This window comes from Leptotrichia hongkongensis (assembly GCF_007990635.1).
Classification (GTDB): Bacteria; Fusobacteriota; Fusobacteriia; order Fusobacteriales; family Leptotrichiaceae; genus Leptotrichia; species Leptotrichia hongkongensis.
Genome location: NZ_AP019846.1, coordinates 1,935,618 through 1,953,647 on the forward strand (window position 1 = coordinate 1,935,618; position 18,030 = coordinate 1,953,647).

Consider the following 18,030-nt stretch of genomic DNA (forward strand, 5'->3'; position numbering starts at 1 on the left):
ACAAAGGGACAAAATCTCTTATTACTAAATTTCTATTTTTTTAATTAATAAATTTAAAATAAATCAACTATTATGGATTGTTTTTTATAAATTATATGAAACAATCCTTTTTATATTACTTTTCTCCAATACAAGGCTCCATTCGTTTAAAATTTTTCTAATTTACTTTGTCTGCCTCTAAAATATATCGAATACTAACTTAGTTAGAAGAACAAAAAACTGTATTTTATTTATTTTATAATAAGAAATCTAAATTTTTTATTTAAAAAATTCATACAAAATCTAACATTTAAATAAGAAATATTATAAATAGTAAGCTCATAACAAATTCAAAAATTTATGATATATATAATTAAAATAAGATAAATAAATTTTTTTTATCCTAATTAATAGTATAAAAAATCTAAAAATTCGGAAAAATAGGGAACTATGAAATTATATATTTTTTTTATGAAACTTGAAAAACACAAAATATTGTGTTATCATTATGTTATAAAAACAATATATAGTGTTTTAGGTAAAAAAACCTGAATGAATTAGATATGTTTAGAGGGATAAGGGAAATTGATGGTTTGCAGAAAAGTGGAAAAATATGAAAGTAAAAATAAGGGAGGAATAAAAATGCAACCACAATTAACAGAAAATTTAAAAAATATAATAGCAGGAATAGTGAATGTTGAAAGCAACGATACTTGCAATGAAAATGCTAATATGTCTTCAATGACACCAGCGGGACAAATGATGAAATTTGCAAGTGAAGTATCAAAAATTTACGCTTTGGAAAATTTAGTTTCACCAAGATTCAAAAAAGCTCATGAAAAAGGGCTTATTCATATTCACGATTTGGATTTTTATTCCAGTAAAACTACAACTTGCCTGCAATATGACTTGGCAGATATGTTTGAAAATGGTTTTTATACTAAGCATGGATACATTAGGGAAGCACAAAGTATTTCCACTTATGCAACACTTGCTACCATTATTTTTCAGACAAATCAAAATGAACAGCATGGTGGACAAGCAATACCGGCATTTGACTTCTATATGGCAAAAGGTGTGCTAAAATCGTTTAGACGGCACTTGAAAAGAAGAATTTTGAGCTTCGTAGAAATTAAAAATGGAGTGGAAATTACACAAGAATATGAAAAAAATGCTAAAGAATTTTTGAAAAAAAATGTTTCTTCGATTAAATGCAATGAAAATGAAATCAAATTACTGGAAGAATACTTTAAAATAAATAGAGATGATTTAATTAAGTTGCTAGTTGAGGCTTATGATGATACTCAAAATGAAACTTATCAAGCAATGGAAGGATTTTTGCATAATTTGAACACAATGCACTCTCGTGGTGGAAATCAAGTTGTCTTTTCTTCAATAAATTATGGAACTGATACCTCAGAAGAAGGTAGAATGGTTATCCGTGAATTATTAAAGGCGACATCAAGCGGACTCGGTAAAAATGAAACTCCAATTTTTCCGATACAAATTTTTAAGGTAAAGGAAGGGCTTAATTATTCTGACAATGACTATGAACTAGCTAGAAGCGACTTTGATGGAATTTTGGAAACTGTAAAAAAACAAAAAATTTCTTATGACGATAATTCAGAAAATAAAAAATCACTTTTTGAAACACCAAATTTTGACTTGTTATTATTGTCTTGTGAAACTTCAAGCAGAAGATTATTTCCAAACTTTGTATTTCTGGATTCTGAATTTAACAGACACGAAAAATGGAGAATGGATGATCCAGAAAGATACAAATATGAAATCGCAACAATGGGTTGCCGAACACGTGTATTTGAAAATGTAAATGGTGAAAAAACTAGCCTTGGACGTGGTAATTTGTCCTTTACAAGTATTAATTTCCCTAGAATTGCGATTTTGACTAGAAAAAATGTAGAAAAAGAGATTACAGAAATGGAAAAAGATGGAAAATTTGCGAATGAAGAAGAAAAAAATAATAAAAAAGTTGAACTTTTAACAGAAGAATTTCAAAAAAGAGTGCTTGAAGCAACATATTTAGTTGGAGATCAACTTTATGAACGTTACAATTTCCAAAGAACAGCTTTGGCAAAACAATTTCCATTTATGAGAAGCAATAATTTATGGAAAGGGCTTGGAGAAAAAGATGGAAATGATGAAGTTGGAGATGCGATAAATACAGGTTCTCTTTCAATTGGTTTTGTTGGAGGGGCAAATGCGATGTATGCTTTATTTGATGCAGAACACGGAACAAGTGAAGTTGCTTATAAGGTGCTTTATGATACGATTGAAAAAATGGGTACAGTTGCAGATGAATTTAGAGATAAGTATCATTTGAATTATTCAATTTTGGCAACTCCGGCAGAAAGTTTGGCAGGAAGATTTTTGCGTATCGATAGAAATGAGTTTGGAATAATTAAAAATGTTACAGACAGAGATTATTACGTAAATTCATTCCATATTGACGTAAAAAAAGAAATCAGTCTTTTTGATAAAATTAGAAAGGAAGCGCCGTTTCATAAACTAACAAAAGGAGGGCATATCACTTATGTTGAACTGGATGGAGAAGCTCGTAAAAATATAGGTGTTATGCTAAAAATTGTAAAAGTTATGAAAGATACGGGAATTGGCTACGGTTCGATAAACCACCCTGTTGACAGATGTAGAGATTGCGGAACAGAAGCCATAATTTATGATAAATGTCCAATTTGCGGAAGTCACAATATTTCTAGAATTAGAAGAATAACAGGTTACTTGACAGGAGACTTGGACAGCTGGAACAGTGCAAAACAGGCTGAAGAGCAGGATAGAGTAAAACACGGCGTAAAATAATGCAAAAAGTGAGGTAATTTAAAGTGAATAAAGAACAGGAAAAAAATTCAGAAAATCTAAAAAATAATTTTACATTAAGGCTTTTAATGACTTATAAGGAAACCATTGTTGATGGTATCGGTCTTCGTTATTCACTTTATTTTGCAGGTTGCTCACACGCCTGTCCTGGCTGCCACAACGAATATTCATGGAACCCCAATCACGGAAATGTACTCACATATGAAAAACTAGAAGAAATTGCTAAGGAAATAAATGAGAACACCTTGCTTGATGGAATCACAATAAGTGGCGGCGATCCTCTTTTTAATCCCACAGATATGTTAAAAGTGCTAAAATTTCTAAAAGCAAAGACAGGAAAAAATATATGGCTTTATACGGGCTATACAATTGAACAGTTACGTGAAGATGAATTCCGTAAAAAATGCCTCAAATATGTAGATGTACTAGTTGACGGACGATTTGTAAAAGAACTTTATGACCCAAATATAAAATTTAGAGGAAGCAGTAATCAGAGAATTATTAATAAAGAAGAATTCCTTATTTAAATCTTAAAAAATAAAAATTTCATTTTATACCAAAAACATATAGAAAAAACTCAAAAATAATGCTAAAATACTTGTATAATATTATGTTTTATAAAAAATTTTAATAAATAGAGGTGAAAAGTGAAAGAAAAAATTATTATCATCGATTTTGGTTCACAATACAGCCAATTAATTGCCAGAAGAATTAGAGAGATGGAAGTTTATTGTGAAATTGTGCCTTTAATTGATATTGAAAAAATAAAAAATGGAGAAGAAAAGGTAAAAGGTATCATCTTTTCAGGAGGCCCTGCTTCAGTTTATGAAAAAGGCGCTCCAACTGTAAATCCTGAAGTATTTAACTTAAATCTTCCTATTTTGGGCATTTGCTATGGAATGCAACTAATCACACACTTAAACGGCGGAAAAGTTGAAAAGGCAGATTCAAGAGAGTTTGGGAAAGCTGTATTAGAAGTAGAAAATAACGACAATCCTTTGTTTACAGGAGTAAAAAAATCTTCTAACATCTGGATGAGCCACAACGATCACATCACAGAATTGCCAACAGGCTTTGAAATTATCGCAAAAACAGATTCATCAATTGCCGCAATTACAAACAACAACGGAATTTATGCACTTCAATTCCACCCAGAAGTAGTACATTCTGAATGTGGAACACAAATTTTGGAAAACTTTGTATTTAACATCTGTAAATGTGAAAAAAACTGGAAAATTTCAAGTTTTATTACTGAAAAAACAAAATCCATCAAGGAAACCGTCGGAGATGAACACGTACTGCTTGCTCTTTCTGGTGGAGTAGATTCATCAGTCGCCGCAGTTCTGATTAACAACGCAATAGGACATCAGCTTACTTGTATGTTTGTAGATACTGGTCTTCTAAGAAAAGATGAAGGAAAAAAAGTTCTTGAATATTACAAAAAGCACTTTGACTTAAACATTGTTTTCGTTGATGCAAAAGACAGATTTTTAAACAAATTAAAAGGTGTAGATGAGCCTGAAGCCAAGAGAAAAATCATTGGAAACGAATTTATCGAAGTATTTAACGAAGAAATTAGAAAACTTAAAGGACAGGAAGGTGCAAAATTCCTAGCACAAGGTACAATCTATCCTGATGTAATCGAATCACAGTCTATAAAAGGCCCTTCTCACACAATAAAATCTCACCATAACGTAGGAGGATTGCCAGAAGACTTGCAATTTGAACTGTTAGAACCTTTAAAAGAATTATTTAAAGATGAAGTAAGAAAAGTAGGACATGAACTTGGACTGCCTAACACAATTATAAAAAGACACCCATTCCCAGGCCCAGGACTTGGAATCAGAGTTATCGGAGAAATAACCCCTGACAAAGTAAAAATCCTTCAAGAAGCCGATGATATCTTTATCACAGAACTAATGGCACAAGGACTTTACGACAAAGTAGATCAAGCATTCGTAACATTACTGCCTGTAAAAACTGTTGGAGTTATGGGCGATCAAAGAACTTACGAATACGTAGCGGCTATTCGTTCAGTAAATACCATCGACTTCATGACTGCTACTTGGAGCAAACTTCCATACGAATTTCTAGAAGAAGTGTCAAATAAAATTATAAATAAGGTGAATGGGATTAACAGAATTGTGTATGATATTTCTTCTAAGCCGCCGGGGACAATTGAGTGGGAATAATAGAAAACATCAGGAACAATACACACGATAAATAAAATTTATCATTTGCATTCTCTGTTTTTGAACTTTAGTTCAATATTTTTAATCAAAATAAAATTATCGCTATATTTTAATTTGAAATTATATTATAATATAAAAAATTTTTATATCTGGGCGATTAATATGTCACAAAATTTAACAAATAATCAAATTTTATTAAAGGAATTATTAAATAAGAATTTGCAGATAGTGCAGGATATAAAGATATTAATAGTTAATTTGAACATTTTGGGGTCAGTACATTATGGGTTAAAAAAATTTGGTAACCTGAAAAAGCTTATCTCTTAAGGTTATTGAACTTTTTCTATCTACATACTTGGCAAAGAGCCTAAAATTAAGTAGAATTAGAGAAAAAAATAGTATAATTAAAGTAATAAAAGTCGTAAAATAAATTTATGCAAACTTTGGTTTATCATCTGAATAAGGAGGAAAAATGAAAAAAATGATAGTCTTATTATTACTATACTTGTTGACAGTAGCGCTTTCCGCCGGGATTTACTTTGTTTTTTCTAATACCATTATTAAATCTTTAAGTGATTTTCCCTCAGAGTTGGCTACAAAAACCATGCAAAAAATCAACCAAGTTATTCAAAATCCTTTCTTTTTAACCATTTTTTTTGGACCACTTTTGTTGGGTAGTACTCTATCCTGGCATTACTTAACAGTAAAAGAGGCAAGAGGCAGATTATGGATTTTACTCAGTTTCCTGACATATTTTCTAGGAGTCTTTTTAATCACAATAATATTTAATGTTCCTATGAATAACAAGTTGGACAATAATACAGATGGAAGCTATTGGCCATACTATATGATACATTGGACTAGATTCAATACTTTAAGATTTCTATGTTGTTTATTGACTATAATCTTTCTCTTCTTGGGACTTATTGCTTAAATAAGAAAGTTAATTGATTTCTTTCAGATTCTTTTATTTTTGAAGACTCTTGATGACGGAGAATATGATGCAATTGTCTTTGTGGCTACAAGACTTAAAAGGGCGGAACTGTATTCGGAAGTTATATCAAAAGGGAAAAACAAAACCTACTTTACAACATTTGTGGAATTAAAGAAAAAACTCAATACAGACCGCTAAAGGAGCATTTAAGACTTTCACATTAGACAAGTGGTAAGAAATTTTCATGAAAAGACCGATATATCAAAAGTAGAGACAGAAGACTTGATAAGAACCTTAATGACTATAAACTCAAAACTAAGAAAATGTTTAAACTATACAACACAGTTTATTGTACCGTAATATTACCATTCTATTCATCTGAATAATCTGAAAAACTAGGATAGTCTGAATCTACTTTTATTATAGAGTAAAAAAATTCATGTAGTATATCAAAAATACATTATAAAACCAACAAATTTATCCTTTTAAGTAAAAAATAATAATAAATATAAAAGAAACAAACTTTTTTATGTTATAAATTAATTGATAATAATAAAAAGGAGAAAATAAAAATGAAAAATTTGAAAGTAATTATGATTACATCTATGCTAGTTATCTCAATTACTGGAATGGCAGCAAATTTTAAGATGTTCAAAAAGAAAAAGAAAGACAATACTTCTTCAACACAAATTGCTCCATCTACAAAAACAGGAAATCCAGCATCTGTTTACTGTGAAAAACAAGGTGGTAAGTCTGTTGTTGTAAAAGGAAGCAAAGGAGAATATGGAGTTTGCCAATTAAAAGATGGTACAACTATTGAAGAATGGGAATTTTATAAACAACATAATACTCCACAAAGTCTTGAAGCAGAAATGATAGGAACTCCAAATCCAGCTGCAAAATTCTGTGTTGACAAAGGTGGTAAATCTATTACAGTTAAGGATAAAAGAGGTAACGAAAAAGGTATATGTAAATTTAAAAATGGTACACAAATTGATGAATGGGATTATTACAGACAGAATAACTAATGATTTTAAACTCCATAATACTATTTAAAGATGACAAATTTATTGATTTGTCATTTTTTATTATCAAAAAGTTTAAAATCTGAAAATATACTCAAACCTATTTTAAATTAAACTGCTAAAATTATACAAATTTAAGGTTTGAGTAAAATAGTCATAGCTTTTGAGTTTGGTTTTAAAGAAGTTTTACTATAATAGTAATCCTAATTTTAAAAATATTATACTAATACTATTCCCCATTTAAATAACTGACTTAATTACAAACTTTTTTAATAAAGTATATAAAACTAATATTTTTAAATGATTGAAATATAATTTTTATTTTTTAAATATAGTCTAGTATAAATAAGTTGAATGATTATGAGTTAATTATCAAATAATCTTATTATAAAAACTTGTTACTATTTTTAAAAATGATTTATTATTAAATAATATCTGTGTTTTTTAAATTTTGCTCTAATTTCTAAGAAAATTAATTATAAATATGAAAAAATTGATATAAAAAAGACTTATATTTAAAACTTTTTGTTGTTTTATATGGTATAATTATAACGAATGAAAAATTAATTGTAAACAAATAATATACAAAGGAGTTTTAATATGAAAAAGATTTTATTATTAATTAGCCTTATTACCGTACTATCAAGTTGTGGCGGTGGTGGAGGCGGTGGAAGTTCTTCATCACAAACAGGTTCAGCCACTCCTGTTCCAACTCCAAACCAACCGAACAATAATAACCAGACACAAAATCCAAATCTCCCAAATAACAGTCAAACACAAAATAATCCGTCCCAATCGGGATTAAATAACCAACCAGGAACTAACAATAATAATTCTTCTCCAAGTCAAGTTCCAGAAAATAAAACTTTTACAGGAAGAGGAGTTGATGTTGCTGTATTAGATAGTGATTTTTTATCATCTGATTTGACAACTAATCAGCTATATCATAAAACAAGCGGACTTAATGAAGTTATCAGCAAAGAATTTGGAGACAGGTTTGTTCAGGAATCAAGAGCTGACAGAACATATTTATCAAAGGATGAACATGGTATTCTCGTTGCTTCTATATTGGGAGGAAAGAGCGGAAAAGGTGCAACAGGAGCAAGAATTCACGGAGTTACTGTTGGAGAAGGAAGCGGATTTTATATTGATGTTGAAAAATATAAAGAATTACAACGAAATGGCGTTAGAATTTATAGCCATTCTTTTGGAACAAAAAAAGGATTTAAAGAAAACAGTAATTATATACAAGAAATGCGTATATATCTAAGAAAACTTAGTGAAGGATATATTCTTGAAACTGAAAATGACAGAAGAGTCAACGAATTGATAAATTTTTATAAAAATGCTGTGAATGAAGGCTCTTTATTTATCTGGGCTGCAGGTAATAGAGGAGCTGGAGGACAAACTATGAATGAAGTTAGTGTTCAAGCTGGATTACCTTTCTATGTAAATGACTTATACAAAGGATGGATTGCTGTAATGGGAGTTCAACCTGATGGTAGCGAGTATAATCCTCACTTAGCAAGAGCAGGTGCAGGGAACGGACAAAAACCTGGAGGAGCAAAATGGTGGACTGTTGCAGCAAACGGAAATTGTGAACTTGAAGGTTGCACACAATTTGGATCATCATTTGCAACACCAAAAGTATCTGCCGTTGCTGCTAAATTAAAAGAAAAATTTCCATGGATGACTGGACACGAAATACAGCAAACGATACTTACAACTGCAACAGATTTAGGAGATCCAGGAGTAGACAGTACTTTTGGATGGGGATTTTTAAATGAAGAAAAAGCATTAAAAGGCCCTTCTCAATTCAGTAATGAACTACTTGTTGGGGAACATGCTTCTAATGCAGGAGCAAAAGGTCAATTTAATGCAAATATTGGAGATAACATAACTTCAAAATTTGAAAATGACATTACAGGTTTAGGCGGTTTAAAAAAATCTGGTAATGGGACATTAATATTATCTGGAAATAACGACTATCAAGGAGCTACTACCATAGAAGGCGGAATTTTAGAAATACAGAAAGAAAATGGATCGCCAATAACTATAAAATCAGGTGGAACTTTAGTAACTACTCCTACAACTGTTATTGGATTGAGAAATTACAGCGGGAATCTATCGCCAGTAAATGTTAAAAATGAAGGTGGAACTTTAGAAAATAGAGGCTCTGGAGCAGTTATAACTGGAAACTATGAAGCAACCGCAGGTTCTGTAACAAAAGCTCAAATAGGAACAAAACTCACAGTAAGAGGAACAGTAAACTTAAATGGAGGAAATACAACTTTGCAAACATTAAGCAATGGAAGATATATTACTGCAAAACCTCTTTCCTCAACTGTGATTGAAGCTGAAAAGGGGATTAATGGAAATTTTGATAAAGTAGAAACTCCTGAATTGATAAATGGAGCTGTAGAAACTGTTGATAATAAGATAAATGTAAAATTAAGTCGAAAAAATGTACTAGACTATGTAGAAAAGATATCAGAATCTGACGAAATGCAGAAAAATACTGCTCAAAACTTGGAAACTGCTTTTCAAAACCTAGATCAAAGCATTGAAAATGGTACTGCTGGAAATGTAGCTCAATTTGAAAGAAAAGCCGCTACTCTGCAGGCTCTTACTTCTTCTAACAGGGCTGCAGTCTTAGACAGTCTGTCTGGACAAATTTACGCTTCTGCACAAGCACTTACATTCCAACATTCACAAACTGTAAACAAGGATTTATCAAACAGATTAGTTATGCTTGGAACTCTTGACAATGTTGGGGATAAATTTGGACTATGGATTTCTGGGTTTGGTGCCAATGGTACGCTAAAACAGGATGGATACGGCAAGGGAGATACTAAAGTTGCTGGTGGACAAGTCGGAGTGGACAAGCAGTTTGGTGAAAACCTCATCTTAGGTACTGCACTGTCTTATTCAAAAGCTAATGTTAAATTTGATAGATATGGTGGAAAATCTGATGCGAACAACTTTGGAGTTTCGTTATATGGAAGATTAGGAAACAAGGATGTTCCATTCTACCTTCAAGGTCGTCTTGGTATCGGATTTGTTGACAGTGATGTTGAAAGAGATATTATTTTAAGCAATAATGACTTTACAAGAGCAAAAATTAATCACAATGACAAAGTTTATTCTGGATATCTGGAAACAGGATATGACATAAAAAATAGTAATGGAGATTTCGTTGTAACACCATTTGTAGGGTTGACTCATGATACAGTGGTAAGAGGTTCATTCTCTGAAGAGAAGAGCCAGTTCGGACTGACTGCGGACAAGAAGAACTACAACCAGACAGCAGCATTACTTGGACTTAGAGTTGGGAAATCTGTAAACTGGAACAACGGAAGCAAGACTACATTCCAAGGTTATGTAACACATCAGAGAGCATTCAATGATCAGGACTTGAGCTTTGACGCAAGATATACTGGACTGCCTGGAGCAACTTTCAAGGTAAAAGGTATTGGGCTTTCTAAGAACAAGACTTGGGCTGGAATTGGAGCATTGACAGAAGTGAATTCTGGATTTGGATGGTATGTGAACTATGACGGTTCTATTGATAGTGGAAAAGGTAAAGGAAATAACAATGTCTTTACTACTGGACTTAGATTTAATTTCTAATTACTTTAAATAAAAAAGGACTGACTTAAAATTTAGGTACAGTCCTTATTTTTATTGTTATTTTGTAAGATTACATGAAATATCTTTACCGTCTTGATTGAATACTGCCTCATCACCTTTTATGTGAATTTCAATTTTTCCATTGCTGTATCGTGAACCGCTTCCCGATACAACCTGATCCAGTTGAAATTTAGCATTTGATGCAGCATCTACTAATTGAATACTATTATTTGTAATATAATTTACAACATATTGCTTTCCATTACAACTAAATTTTTGTGAAACAATAGCTTTACGTCTGTCATTTATTACTGGATGTTTTCTCTTTATTCTTCTATGTCGGTTTGCTGCGACTACATTTAATGAACTTCCTAATAATAAAATTCCTGCTATTATTGTCACTGCTTTTCCAATTAATTTCATAAAATTCCTACTTTCTTTTTATGCGTTGTGAACTCTCACACCATATTTAAAATATTTTCTCCAATAAGGGCTCTTTAATGAAGACATTACTACTCCTTTTGAAGACGAAGCATTTATAAACAATGAATTTCCAACATAAACTGCTGTATGGCTTACTCTATTATCTGGTCTAAAATAAACAATATCCCCTGATTTCAAATTCTTCGCTGAAACTCTTGTCCCTTTTTTTATTTGCTGCTGTGAAACTCTAGGAAGTTCTTTATTAAAGGCTTCACGGTAAACTCTACGTGTTAAGGCCGAACAGTCAATTCCATTTTTAGAATCTCCACCCCATGCATATTTTGTCCCTCTCCATTTTTTGTAAGATGTCAAAAGTTTTCTTTCAACAGCTACTTTTTTTCTTTCATGAGCAGATCCTGAAGACATTACTTTAGCATGTCTTTGTCTTAATTCTGTCATTTTTGTCTCAATAAGAGCACTTTTATTATTTGAAGGAATTCCATAAATTCCTGTATTTCCTGCACTATGACTTTTTCTATTATTTACAGGTTTGTGAGAAGTTTTCGCTTTGTCAATTTTTTTAGTTTTTGAAGTTTTTGCGTGTAAATTTGATCCTACAAAAGCAGATAACATACATACTGCTGTTAAAAACTTATTTTTTCTCATATATTTTTTATTCCTTTCAAATTTAATTTTATATTATAATATTTCATCTTAACAATTGTATCATTTATTTTGAAAAAAGTAAATTAACTTTCTTATATTTTTTTTTATTATAACTTATTTTTCAATTAAAAATGAAAAGAAATAACGAACTTTATTAAATGTATCTAACGCGAATTGAGTTTCTGCACTCACATCACCAAAACTTATTCCATTTAAAAATCTTTGTTTTTAGAAAAAGTCTAATCATAAATTTTTCAAAAGTTAAAGTTTTCCCATTTTCTGTAGTCAAAACTAAACTTCTCTCATCAGTCATTTTCATTTTTTTAACTTTTTCCAAAAGACTCAGATACTCTGTTTCTATTTTCATTAAATTTTGAGAACCTGCCATTTTTGTAGCACCAATTCCAGCAATTTCAATAATATTACCTGTTATCTTATAACTTCCAAAATAATTATTTATTCCTGCATTACCATTTATCCCATTTTCGTTAAAGATAAGAGTAATTCCGTCTTCATATTGTAAAAAAGAAGAACTTATATCTTTTCCTGCCATATTTACAAGTTTCCATTTTGTATTCTGTATTTTTTTAATTAAATCCATAACTTTAAAAGTCCAAACTTCTCCTTTATTATTTCTCAATATTAAAGATGTTCTATTATAATTTATTTTTGGAAAAGATTGGAGAATATCAAAGAAACTTTGCTCAATATTCATTTTTTCTTCAGGCCCTGCCATCAAAGTAGTAGCTACACTAGCTGATAAAATAGAATTATTTTTAATTTTATATTGACCGTTATAATTATTCACTCCTGAAAAACCACCAATTCCATTTTTTGTAAAATTAATTGTAATATTCGCCTCCTTCGGAATAACAGCATTTTTCCCTTTTTTCTGAATCTGTGCCAATTCCCATGATGTTCCATTCAAATCAATAGTTTTAACTGCACCTAAGACAAAACAATTAACAATAAACATCGAAATAATCCCGATTAAAATAAATACTCTTTTCATTTTAAATACCTCTTTTCATCTTTCTTAATTGAATAATATCACATTTTAATTAGGAATGATAACTGCTGAAAAGAAAAAGAAGAATAAATTTCTTCCAAATTTTGACAAGCAATCAATATATACAACTTGAAAGGAAACCAATATTATGAAGCAATATATAATTGACGCTTTTACAGACAAAGTTTTTTCAGGGAATCCAGCCGCAATATGTATTCTAGACGAATGGCTTTCTGACGACACTATGCTTTTAATAGCAAGGGAGAACAATTTGTCCGAAACAGCCTTTACAGTAAAAGGAGAAGGAAATCATTATAAATTACGCTGGTTTACGCCAGGCGGTGAAATTGATTTATGTGGACATGCCACGCTTGCCTGTGCTTTTGTAATTATGAATTATTATGAAAAAAATTTAAAAACTGTAATTTTTGATACATTGAGCGGAAAATTGACTGTAAATAGAAAAAATGGAGATTTATACGAGCTTGATTTTCCTGCTTATGATTTGAAAAAAGTTGAAATAACTGATAAAATGATTGAATTGATTGGGAAAAAACCAGCTGAAGCATATTTAGGAAGAGATTTAATGTGCATCTTTGACGATGAAGAGTTTATTTTCAGTGCAGATTTAGATTCGGAAAAAATTAAAAAACTTGATGGATTATTACTCCATATTACTGCTCAACATAGTAATTATTCTTTAAATTCTAAAATAAAAAATACAACTGATAAAATAGACTGTATTTCTCGTTCTTTTGCTCCTAAATTAAATATTTACGAAGACCCTGTCTGCGGCTCTGGACACTGCCATATTGCTCCCTACTGGATGAAAAAACTGCAAAAGGAAAATTTAATCGCTTATCAGGCTTCTGAACGAAGTGGAACACTTTATTGTACTCTAGCAGATAGCGGAAGAATAAAAATGAGTGGAAAAGCAGCTTTATTTGCAATTTCAGAAATTTTCATATAGCAAAATGTTTTTAAAACTTTACTCACAAATTACGATAGACTACTCAAACCTCAAGTTTTATAATTTTTTACTATTCTATTTAAATCAAATTTTACTTATAAAATAAAAGAGGAGAAAATTCTCCCCTCAAAGCATTTTTTTATCAGAATTCAATAATTTCTACAATCTCTTTTCCAAAATAAAAATTGAGACAAATACTAATACAAAACCAACTATTTCAATAAAAGAAAATTTTAAACCAAAAATAGCAACAGATAATATTGCTGCAAGTACAGGCTCAAAAGCAGTTAAAATTCCTGCAAGGGAAGAGGAAATATAATTTAGGCTTGCGATATAAATTAAATAAGCTATAGAAGTTCCTAAAATTACAACTATCATTACTTGAATAATTGATTGTGTATTTACATCTCCTTCAATTTTCCAAATTGGATGAATAACATTTGAAATTATGCTCCCTACTATCATTCCCCATCCAACTACTGTAATGCTTCCGTATTTTTTTAAAAGTTTTTTTGGATATGTTGAATAAAAAGCTATCATAATTGCTGAAATTATTCCTAATAATAATGCTTCTAGCGAAACTGATAAATTTGAAAAATTCCCCTTAGTGGCAATAAATATAACGCCTAAAATTGTCATAAGCAACAAAATCACAGTTGAAACAGCTGGAACTTTTTTATTTTTTATAGATTCATAAATAAATATAAAAAATGGTGCAGTAAATTGTAAAATTGTAGCAAACGAAACATTGCTTAATTCAATTGTCTTAAAATATGTATACTGAACTAAATACATTCCTGCTGTCCCAAATAAAATTATTCCAGCACAATCTATTTTATTTTTTAATGGTCTTAAAATAGATTTTTTTTCAATGAAGATAACAATTAAAAATAGTAAAATTCCAGAAATTAATGTTCTAGTTGAAACTAACCAGTCTGAAGAAAAATTGAATTTTTTAAAAAGAATTTCTCCAGAAATTCCTGAAACAGCCCATAAACTTGAAGCTAGACTAGCCAATGTCATTCCACGTAACTTTATTTTAGTTTCCATACATATCTTTCCTTTCAAATACATAACGATTCTCTTTATAAATTATATTATAGTATAAAACTATTTCTATCATTAATTTATTGATTTTTACTTTAAATTTTAAATATACTCAAACCTATTTAAAATTAAACTACTAAAAATTATATAGATTTAGGGTTTGAGTAAAATAGTCATAGCCTTTTGAGTTTAGTTTTAAAACAGTTTTACTATATATTGACTATAAAATAAAAAAAATATAAAAAAAATGCCTTTCCAAATAACTTGTCAAAGCATCTTTTTAATATTAACTTATTTTATTACTATCTTAAAGATTTAATTAATTCAAAGTTATCGATAATTTGTTGTTCTCTAGCGATTTCTTTGTCTAATTGATTTCTTAAGTTTTTGTATTCAGAAATTTTTGCTTTAAATTCTTTTCCGAAGATAGTTGTATCAACATTTGCTTCAATTTCTGCAAGTCTTTCATCAATTTTAGCTTGCATTGCAGTGTAATTGTTTAATCTTTGAGCTGCTTCATTTGCTTGAGCTTCTTGTTGTCTGAATTTTGCATCTTCCATTTGTTGTAATTTTTCTAATTGGTTTTCTAAGTTACTTAAGCTGCTTTCAATTGATCCACCTGCTGCTTTTCCTGCTTTTGCAGGTGCTGCAAATGAAATACTGCTTAATACTAAAACTCCTAATAATACTGCTAATTTCTTTTTCATCTTTCATCCACGAGAACTAAATATATTGTATATATTATATTTTCCTTCTCGCATCTCCTTTCACTGTTTTAATTTTGATTAATTTCCTTTTAATGCTTCAATTGCTGCGAAATTTTCAACTCTAGTGCTTAAAGTTTTGATTTCTGAATCTAATGCTTTAACTACAGCTTTGTATTGTTTTACTAACTCAGAATATTGAGCTTTAAACGCTTTTGAATCTGCTGCTGCTTCAATTTTAGCAATTCTTTCTTCAATTTGAGCTTTTTGAGCTTCTTTTTCAGCTAATTTATTAGCTGCTACTTCAGCATTTGCTTTTAACTTGTTGTACTCTTGATTTTCCATATTTACTAATCTTTCATATTCTGCTTCAAGTTGATTAAATCTACCACTTACTGATTGAGTTGCTACTGTTTTTGAAGGTCTTGAAGGTTTTGTAGATTTTGTAGAAGCAGCTGAAAATGATAAAGCACTTAAAAGTACAAATAAAATTCCAACTTTTTTCATTTTTTGCCTCCTAAATTAGTTATTAGTTTTAATTATCTTTTATATTATATATCATTTAACAATAATTGTCAATTTTTATTTAAAAATATCTCTTTCAAATGTGTTCTAATTACTTTCAAAAGAGATATTCTTAATCTTTTGACTTTTATTAAAATTTTATATTATTATTTAATATTGATGTTGTAGAATGCTTTTTTACCTTCGTAAACAGCTTCTTCTGCCAAGTCATCTTCGATTCTTAATAATTGGTTATATTTAGCCATTCTGTCTGTTCTTGATGCAGATCCTGTTTTAATTTGTCCTGCGTTTGTAGCAACTGCAATATCAGCAATTGTATCATCTTCAGTTTCTCCTGATCTATGAGATACTACTGCAGTATATCCAGCTTTTTTAGCCATTTCAATTGCATCCAATGTTTCTGTTAAAGTACCAATTTGGTTTACTTTGATTAGGATTGAATTAGCAATTCCTTTTTTAATCCCTTCAGCCAATCTTACTGTGTTAGTAACGAACAAGTCGTCCCCTACTAATTGAACATCTTTTCCAATTGCATCAGTTAATTTTTTAAATCCATCCCAGTCATCTTCAGCAAGTCCATCTTCAATAGATACGATTGGGTATTTAGAAGTTAAATGTTTGTACCATTCAACCATTTCATCTGAGTTTCTTACAACTCCACCTTCTCTTTTGAATGTATAAGTATAAGATCCGTCTGCATTTTTTGTTGCAAATTCTGATGAAGCAGCATCCATTGCGAATGTAACGTCTTCTCCTAATTTGTATCCAGCAGCTTCTACTGCTTGAGAAATTACATCTAAAGCTCCTTCAGTTCCATTAATGTTAGATGGTGCGTATCCACCTTCATTTCCTACGTTAGTAGAATCTCCGTTTGCTTTCAAGATTTTTCCTAAGTGGTGGAAAATTTCAGAACCCATTCTTAATGCTTCTTTGTATGTTTTAGCTCCTACAGGTTGTACCATGAATTCTTGAACGTCTACTGCTGAATCAGCATGTGATCCACCATTTAAGATATTCATCATTGGTACTGGTAATTCTTTAGCGTTTACTCCACCTAAATATCTGTATAAAGGTATACCTAATTGGTTAGCCGCTGCTTTTGCCACTGCTAATGATACACCTAAAATTGCGTTAGCTCCTAATTTACCTTTGTTAGGTGTTCCGTCTAACTCGATCATGGCTTTATCAATAGCTACTTGGTCTAAAGCGTCAAATCCGATTAAGTGCTCAGCAATAACTTTATTTACATTTTCTACTGCTTGTAATACACCTTGCCCTAAATATCTAGATTTGTCACCATCTCTTAATTCAACTGCTTCATGTTCTCCAGTTGATGCTCCAGATGGTACAGAAGCTCTTCCCATTGCTCCACCTTCTAAGTAAACTTCAACTTCCACAGTTGGATTTCCTCTTGAATCAAGTATCTCTCTTGCATAGATATCTTCAATTCTAGTCATTTCTAATTACCTCCGTAAATTTATTTATTATAATATTTCTCAACTATAATTATATCACAATGTGTGCCGATTTTCAAAACAAAATTTCAATTTTTTCCAAAAAATTTAATAAAACTTGTTAAATTTCAACAAATAAAAATGTTCCTGTTTTGTCATTCCAAATTTTAAAGTGTTTATAATACTTTCTCCATAACTTTTTTTAAATTCTGGATTTCCAAATATAAACATTGAAAATATCAACATCATTGCTAACAAAATTTATTTATAATTTTTCCAATAATTTTTTGTGACTTTTCCCAAGTAAATTATCTAATACTTTATAAAATTTTTCATTTCTTATAGAAGTTTCAAAAAAATAATGTTCATTTTTATCGTAAATTACAATCTTGCTCTTAGGATAATAATCCCTAACAACAACATTTTCATCTGGTTTTTTCATTCCATTTACTATCTGTTTCATTATTTTATTTTTTTGTTTATAATCTTTTAAAACTAAGGCAATTTTTTTTGAATGGTTTTTTTCTTCTAAATAGGAAATACTGCAATTTAGTTCTATGCATTCAAGATTCCGTTCATAATATACTGAACTTGCTTCTCCCATAAAAGATTCCTTGTG

Annotated in this window: 15 protein-coding genes; 7 read left to right on the top strand and 8 right to left on the bottom strand. The window is 30.2% G+C overall.

What is annotated here, in order from left to right; genetic code table 11:
* Positions 1-567 precede the first annotated feature (567 nt).
* The 6 genes from FVE75_RS09275 to FVE75_RS09300 all read left to right on the top strand — a co-directional run bounded on the left by FVE75_RS09275 (position 568) and on the right by FVE75_RS09300 (position 10,613).
* Positions 568-2,814 (top strand): anaerobic ribonucleoside triphosphate reductase, encoded by a 2,247-nt coding sequence (locus FVE75_RS09275; RefSeq protein WP_147006185.1) that lies wholly within the window; start codon positions 568-570, stop codon positions 2,812-2,814.
* 23 nt (positions 2,815-2,837) lie between these two features.
* Complete coding sequence (gene nrdG, locus FVE75_RS09280) at positions 2,838-3,359, top strand: anaerobic ribonucleoside-triphosphate reductase activating protein (protein ID WP_232052536.1); 522 nt, start codon at positions 2,838-2,840, stop codon at positions 3,357-3,359.
* Positions 3,360-3,479: 120 nt separating this feature from the next.
* Positions 3,480-5,024: a glutamine-hydrolyzing GMP synthase gene (gene guaA / locus FVE75_RS09285; RefSeq protein ID WP_147006186.1), complete on the top strand. Its 1,545-nt coding sequence runs from the start codon at positions 3,480-3,482 to the stop codon at positions 5,022-5,024.
* Positions 5,025-5,496: 472 nt separating this feature from the next.
* The gene (locus FVE75_RS09290; RefSeq protein WP_147006187.1) at positions 5,497-5,958 is read left to right on the top strand and encodes an anthrone oxygenase family protein; all 462 of its coding nucleotides are present in this window, start codon (positions 5,497-5,499) and stop codon (positions 5,956-5,958) included.
* Positions 5,959-6,530: 572 nt separating this feature from the next.
* Positions 6,531-6,986: a DUF333 domain-containing protein gene (locus tag FVE75_RS09295; protein ID WP_147006188.1), complete on the top strand. Its 456-nt coding sequence runs from the start codon at positions 6,531-6,533 to the stop codon at positions 6,984-6,986.
* 597 nt (positions 6,987-7,583) lie between these two features.
* A complete protein-coding gene (locus FVE75_RS09300; protein WP_147006189.1) occupies positions 7,584-10,613 on the top strand; it encodes an autotransporter domain-containing protein in 3,030 nt (1,009 codons plus the stop codon).
* A gap of 57 nt (positions 10,614-10,670) precedes the next feature.
* Here the strand turns inward: FVE75_RS09300 and FVE75_RS09305 are convergent, their stop codons facing one another.
* The 3 genes from FVE75_RS09305 to FVE75_RS09315 form a co-directional block, all read right to left on the bottom strand.
* Complete coding sequence (locus FVE75_RS09305) at positions 10,671-11,036, bottom strand: MliC family protein (protein ID WP_147006190.1); 366 nt, start codon at positions 11,034-11,036, stop codon at positions 10,671-10,673.
* A gap of 18 nt (positions 11,037-11,054) precedes the next feature.
* Complete coding sequence (locus tag FVE75_RS09310) at positions 11,055-11,702, bottom strand: C40 family peptidase (RefSeq protein WP_147006191.1); 648 nt, start codon at positions 11,700-11,702, stop codon at positions 11,055-11,057.
* 193 nt (positions 11,703-11,895) lie between these two features.
* Positions 11,896-12,714, bottom strand: coding sequence for an META domain-containing protein (locus tag FVE75_RS09315; protein ID WP_147006192.1), 819 nt, complete (start codon positions 12,712-12,714; stop codon positions 11,896-11,898).
* Between the two features lie 145 nt (positions 12,715-12,859).
* On the opposite strand from FVE75_RS09315, the gene FVE75_RS09320 reads away from it, so the two are divergent.
* Positions 12,860-13,681, top strand: a complete 822-nt coding sequence (locus FVE75_RS09320) for a PhzF family phenazine biosynthesis protein (RefSeq protein ID WP_147006193.1) — start codon at positions 12,860-12,862, stop codon at positions 13,679-13,681.
* A gap of 159 nt (positions 13,682-13,840) precedes the next feature.
* On the opposite strand, the gene FVE75_RS09325 is transcribed toward FVE75_RS09320, so the two are convergent.
* The 5 genes from FVE75_RS09325 to FVE75_RS09345 form a co-directional block, all read right to left on the bottom strand.
* The gene (locus FVE75_RS09325; protein ID WP_147006194.1) at positions 13,841-14,731 is read right to left on the bottom strand and encodes a DMT family transporter; all 891 of its coding nucleotides are present in this window, start codon (positions 14,729-14,731) and stop codon (positions 13,841-13,843) included.
* 299 nt (positions 14,732-15,030) lie between these two features.
* Positions 15,031-15,435 (bottom strand): adhesion protein FadA, encoded by a 405-nt coding sequence (locus FVE75_RS09330; protein ID WP_147006195.1) that lies wholly within the window; start codon positions 15,433-15,435, stop codon positions 15,031-15,033.
* A 78-nt stretch (positions 15,436-15,513) separates the two neighbouring features.
* Entirely contained in the window at positions 15,514-15,939 is a 426-nt protein-coding gene (locus tag FVE75_RS09335) for an adhesion protein FadA (protein ID WP_147006196.1), read from the bottom strand.
* Between the two features lie 164 nt (positions 15,940-16,103).
* A complete protein-coding gene (eno, locus tag FVE75_RS09340; protein WP_147006197.1) occupies positions 16,104-17,414 on the bottom strand; it encodes a phosphopyruvate hydratase in 1,311 nt (436 codons plus the stop codon).
* 262 nt (positions 17,415-17,676) lie between these two features.
* Positions 17,677-18,015 (bottom strand): hypothetical protein, encoded by a 339-nt coding sequence (locus tag FVE75_RS09345; protein WP_172618817.1) that lies wholly within the window; start codon positions 18,013-18,015, stop codon positions 17,677-17,679.
* Positions 18,016-18,030: the final 15 nt, after the last annotated feature.

Coding starts and splice junctions, on each gene's coding strand:
- FVE75_RS09275 (WP_147006185.1), top strand. CDS start 568: ATGGTTTGCAGAAAAGTGGAAAAATATGAAAGTAAAAATAAGGGAGGA.
- FVE75_RS09290 (WP_147006187.1), top strand. CDS start 5,497: ATGAAAAAAATGATAGTCTTATTATTACTATACTTGTTGACAGTAGCG.
- FVE75_RS09295 (WP_147006188.1), top strand. CDS start 6,531: ATGAAAAATTTGAAAGTAATTATGATTACATCTATGCTAGTTATCTCA.
- FVE75_RS09300 (WP_147006189.1), top strand. CDS start 7,584: ATGAAAAAGATTTTATTATTAATTAGCCTTATTACCGTACTATCAAGT.
- FVE75_RS09305 (WP_147006190.1), bottom strand. CDS start 11,036: ATGAAATTAATTGGAAAAGCAGTGACAATAATAGCAGGAATTTTATTA.
- FVE75_RS09310 (WP_147006191.1), bottom strand. CDS start 11,702: ATGAGAAAAAATAAGTTTTTAACAGCAGTATGTATGTTATCTGCTTTT.
- FVE75_RS09315 (WP_147006192.1), bottom strand. CDS start 12,714: ATGAAAAGAGTATTTATTTTAATCGGGATTATTTCGATGTTTATTGTT.
- FVE75_RS09320 (WP_147006193.1), top strand. CDS start 12,860: ATGAAGCAATATATAATTGACGCTTTTACAGACAAAGTTTTTTCAGGG.
- FVE75_RS09325 (WP_147006194.1), bottom strand. CDS start 14,731: ATGGAAACTAAAATAAAGTTACGTGGAATGACATTGGCTAGTCTAGCT.
- FVE75_RS09330 (WP_147006195.1), bottom strand. CDS start 15,435: ATGAAAAAGAAATTAGCAGTATTATTAGGAGTTTTAGTATTAAGCAGT.
- FVE75_RS09335 (WP_147006196.1), bottom strand. CDS start 15,939: ATGAAAAAAGTTGGAATTTTATTTGTACTTTTAAGTGCTTTATCATTT.
- eno (WP_147006197.1), bottom strand. CDS start 17,414: ATGACTAGAATTGAAGATATCTATGCAAGAGAGATACTTGATTCAAGA.
- FVE75_RS09345 (WP_172618817.1), bottom strand. CDS start 18,015: ATGGGAGAAGCAAGTTCAGTATATTATGAACGGAATCTTGAATGCATA.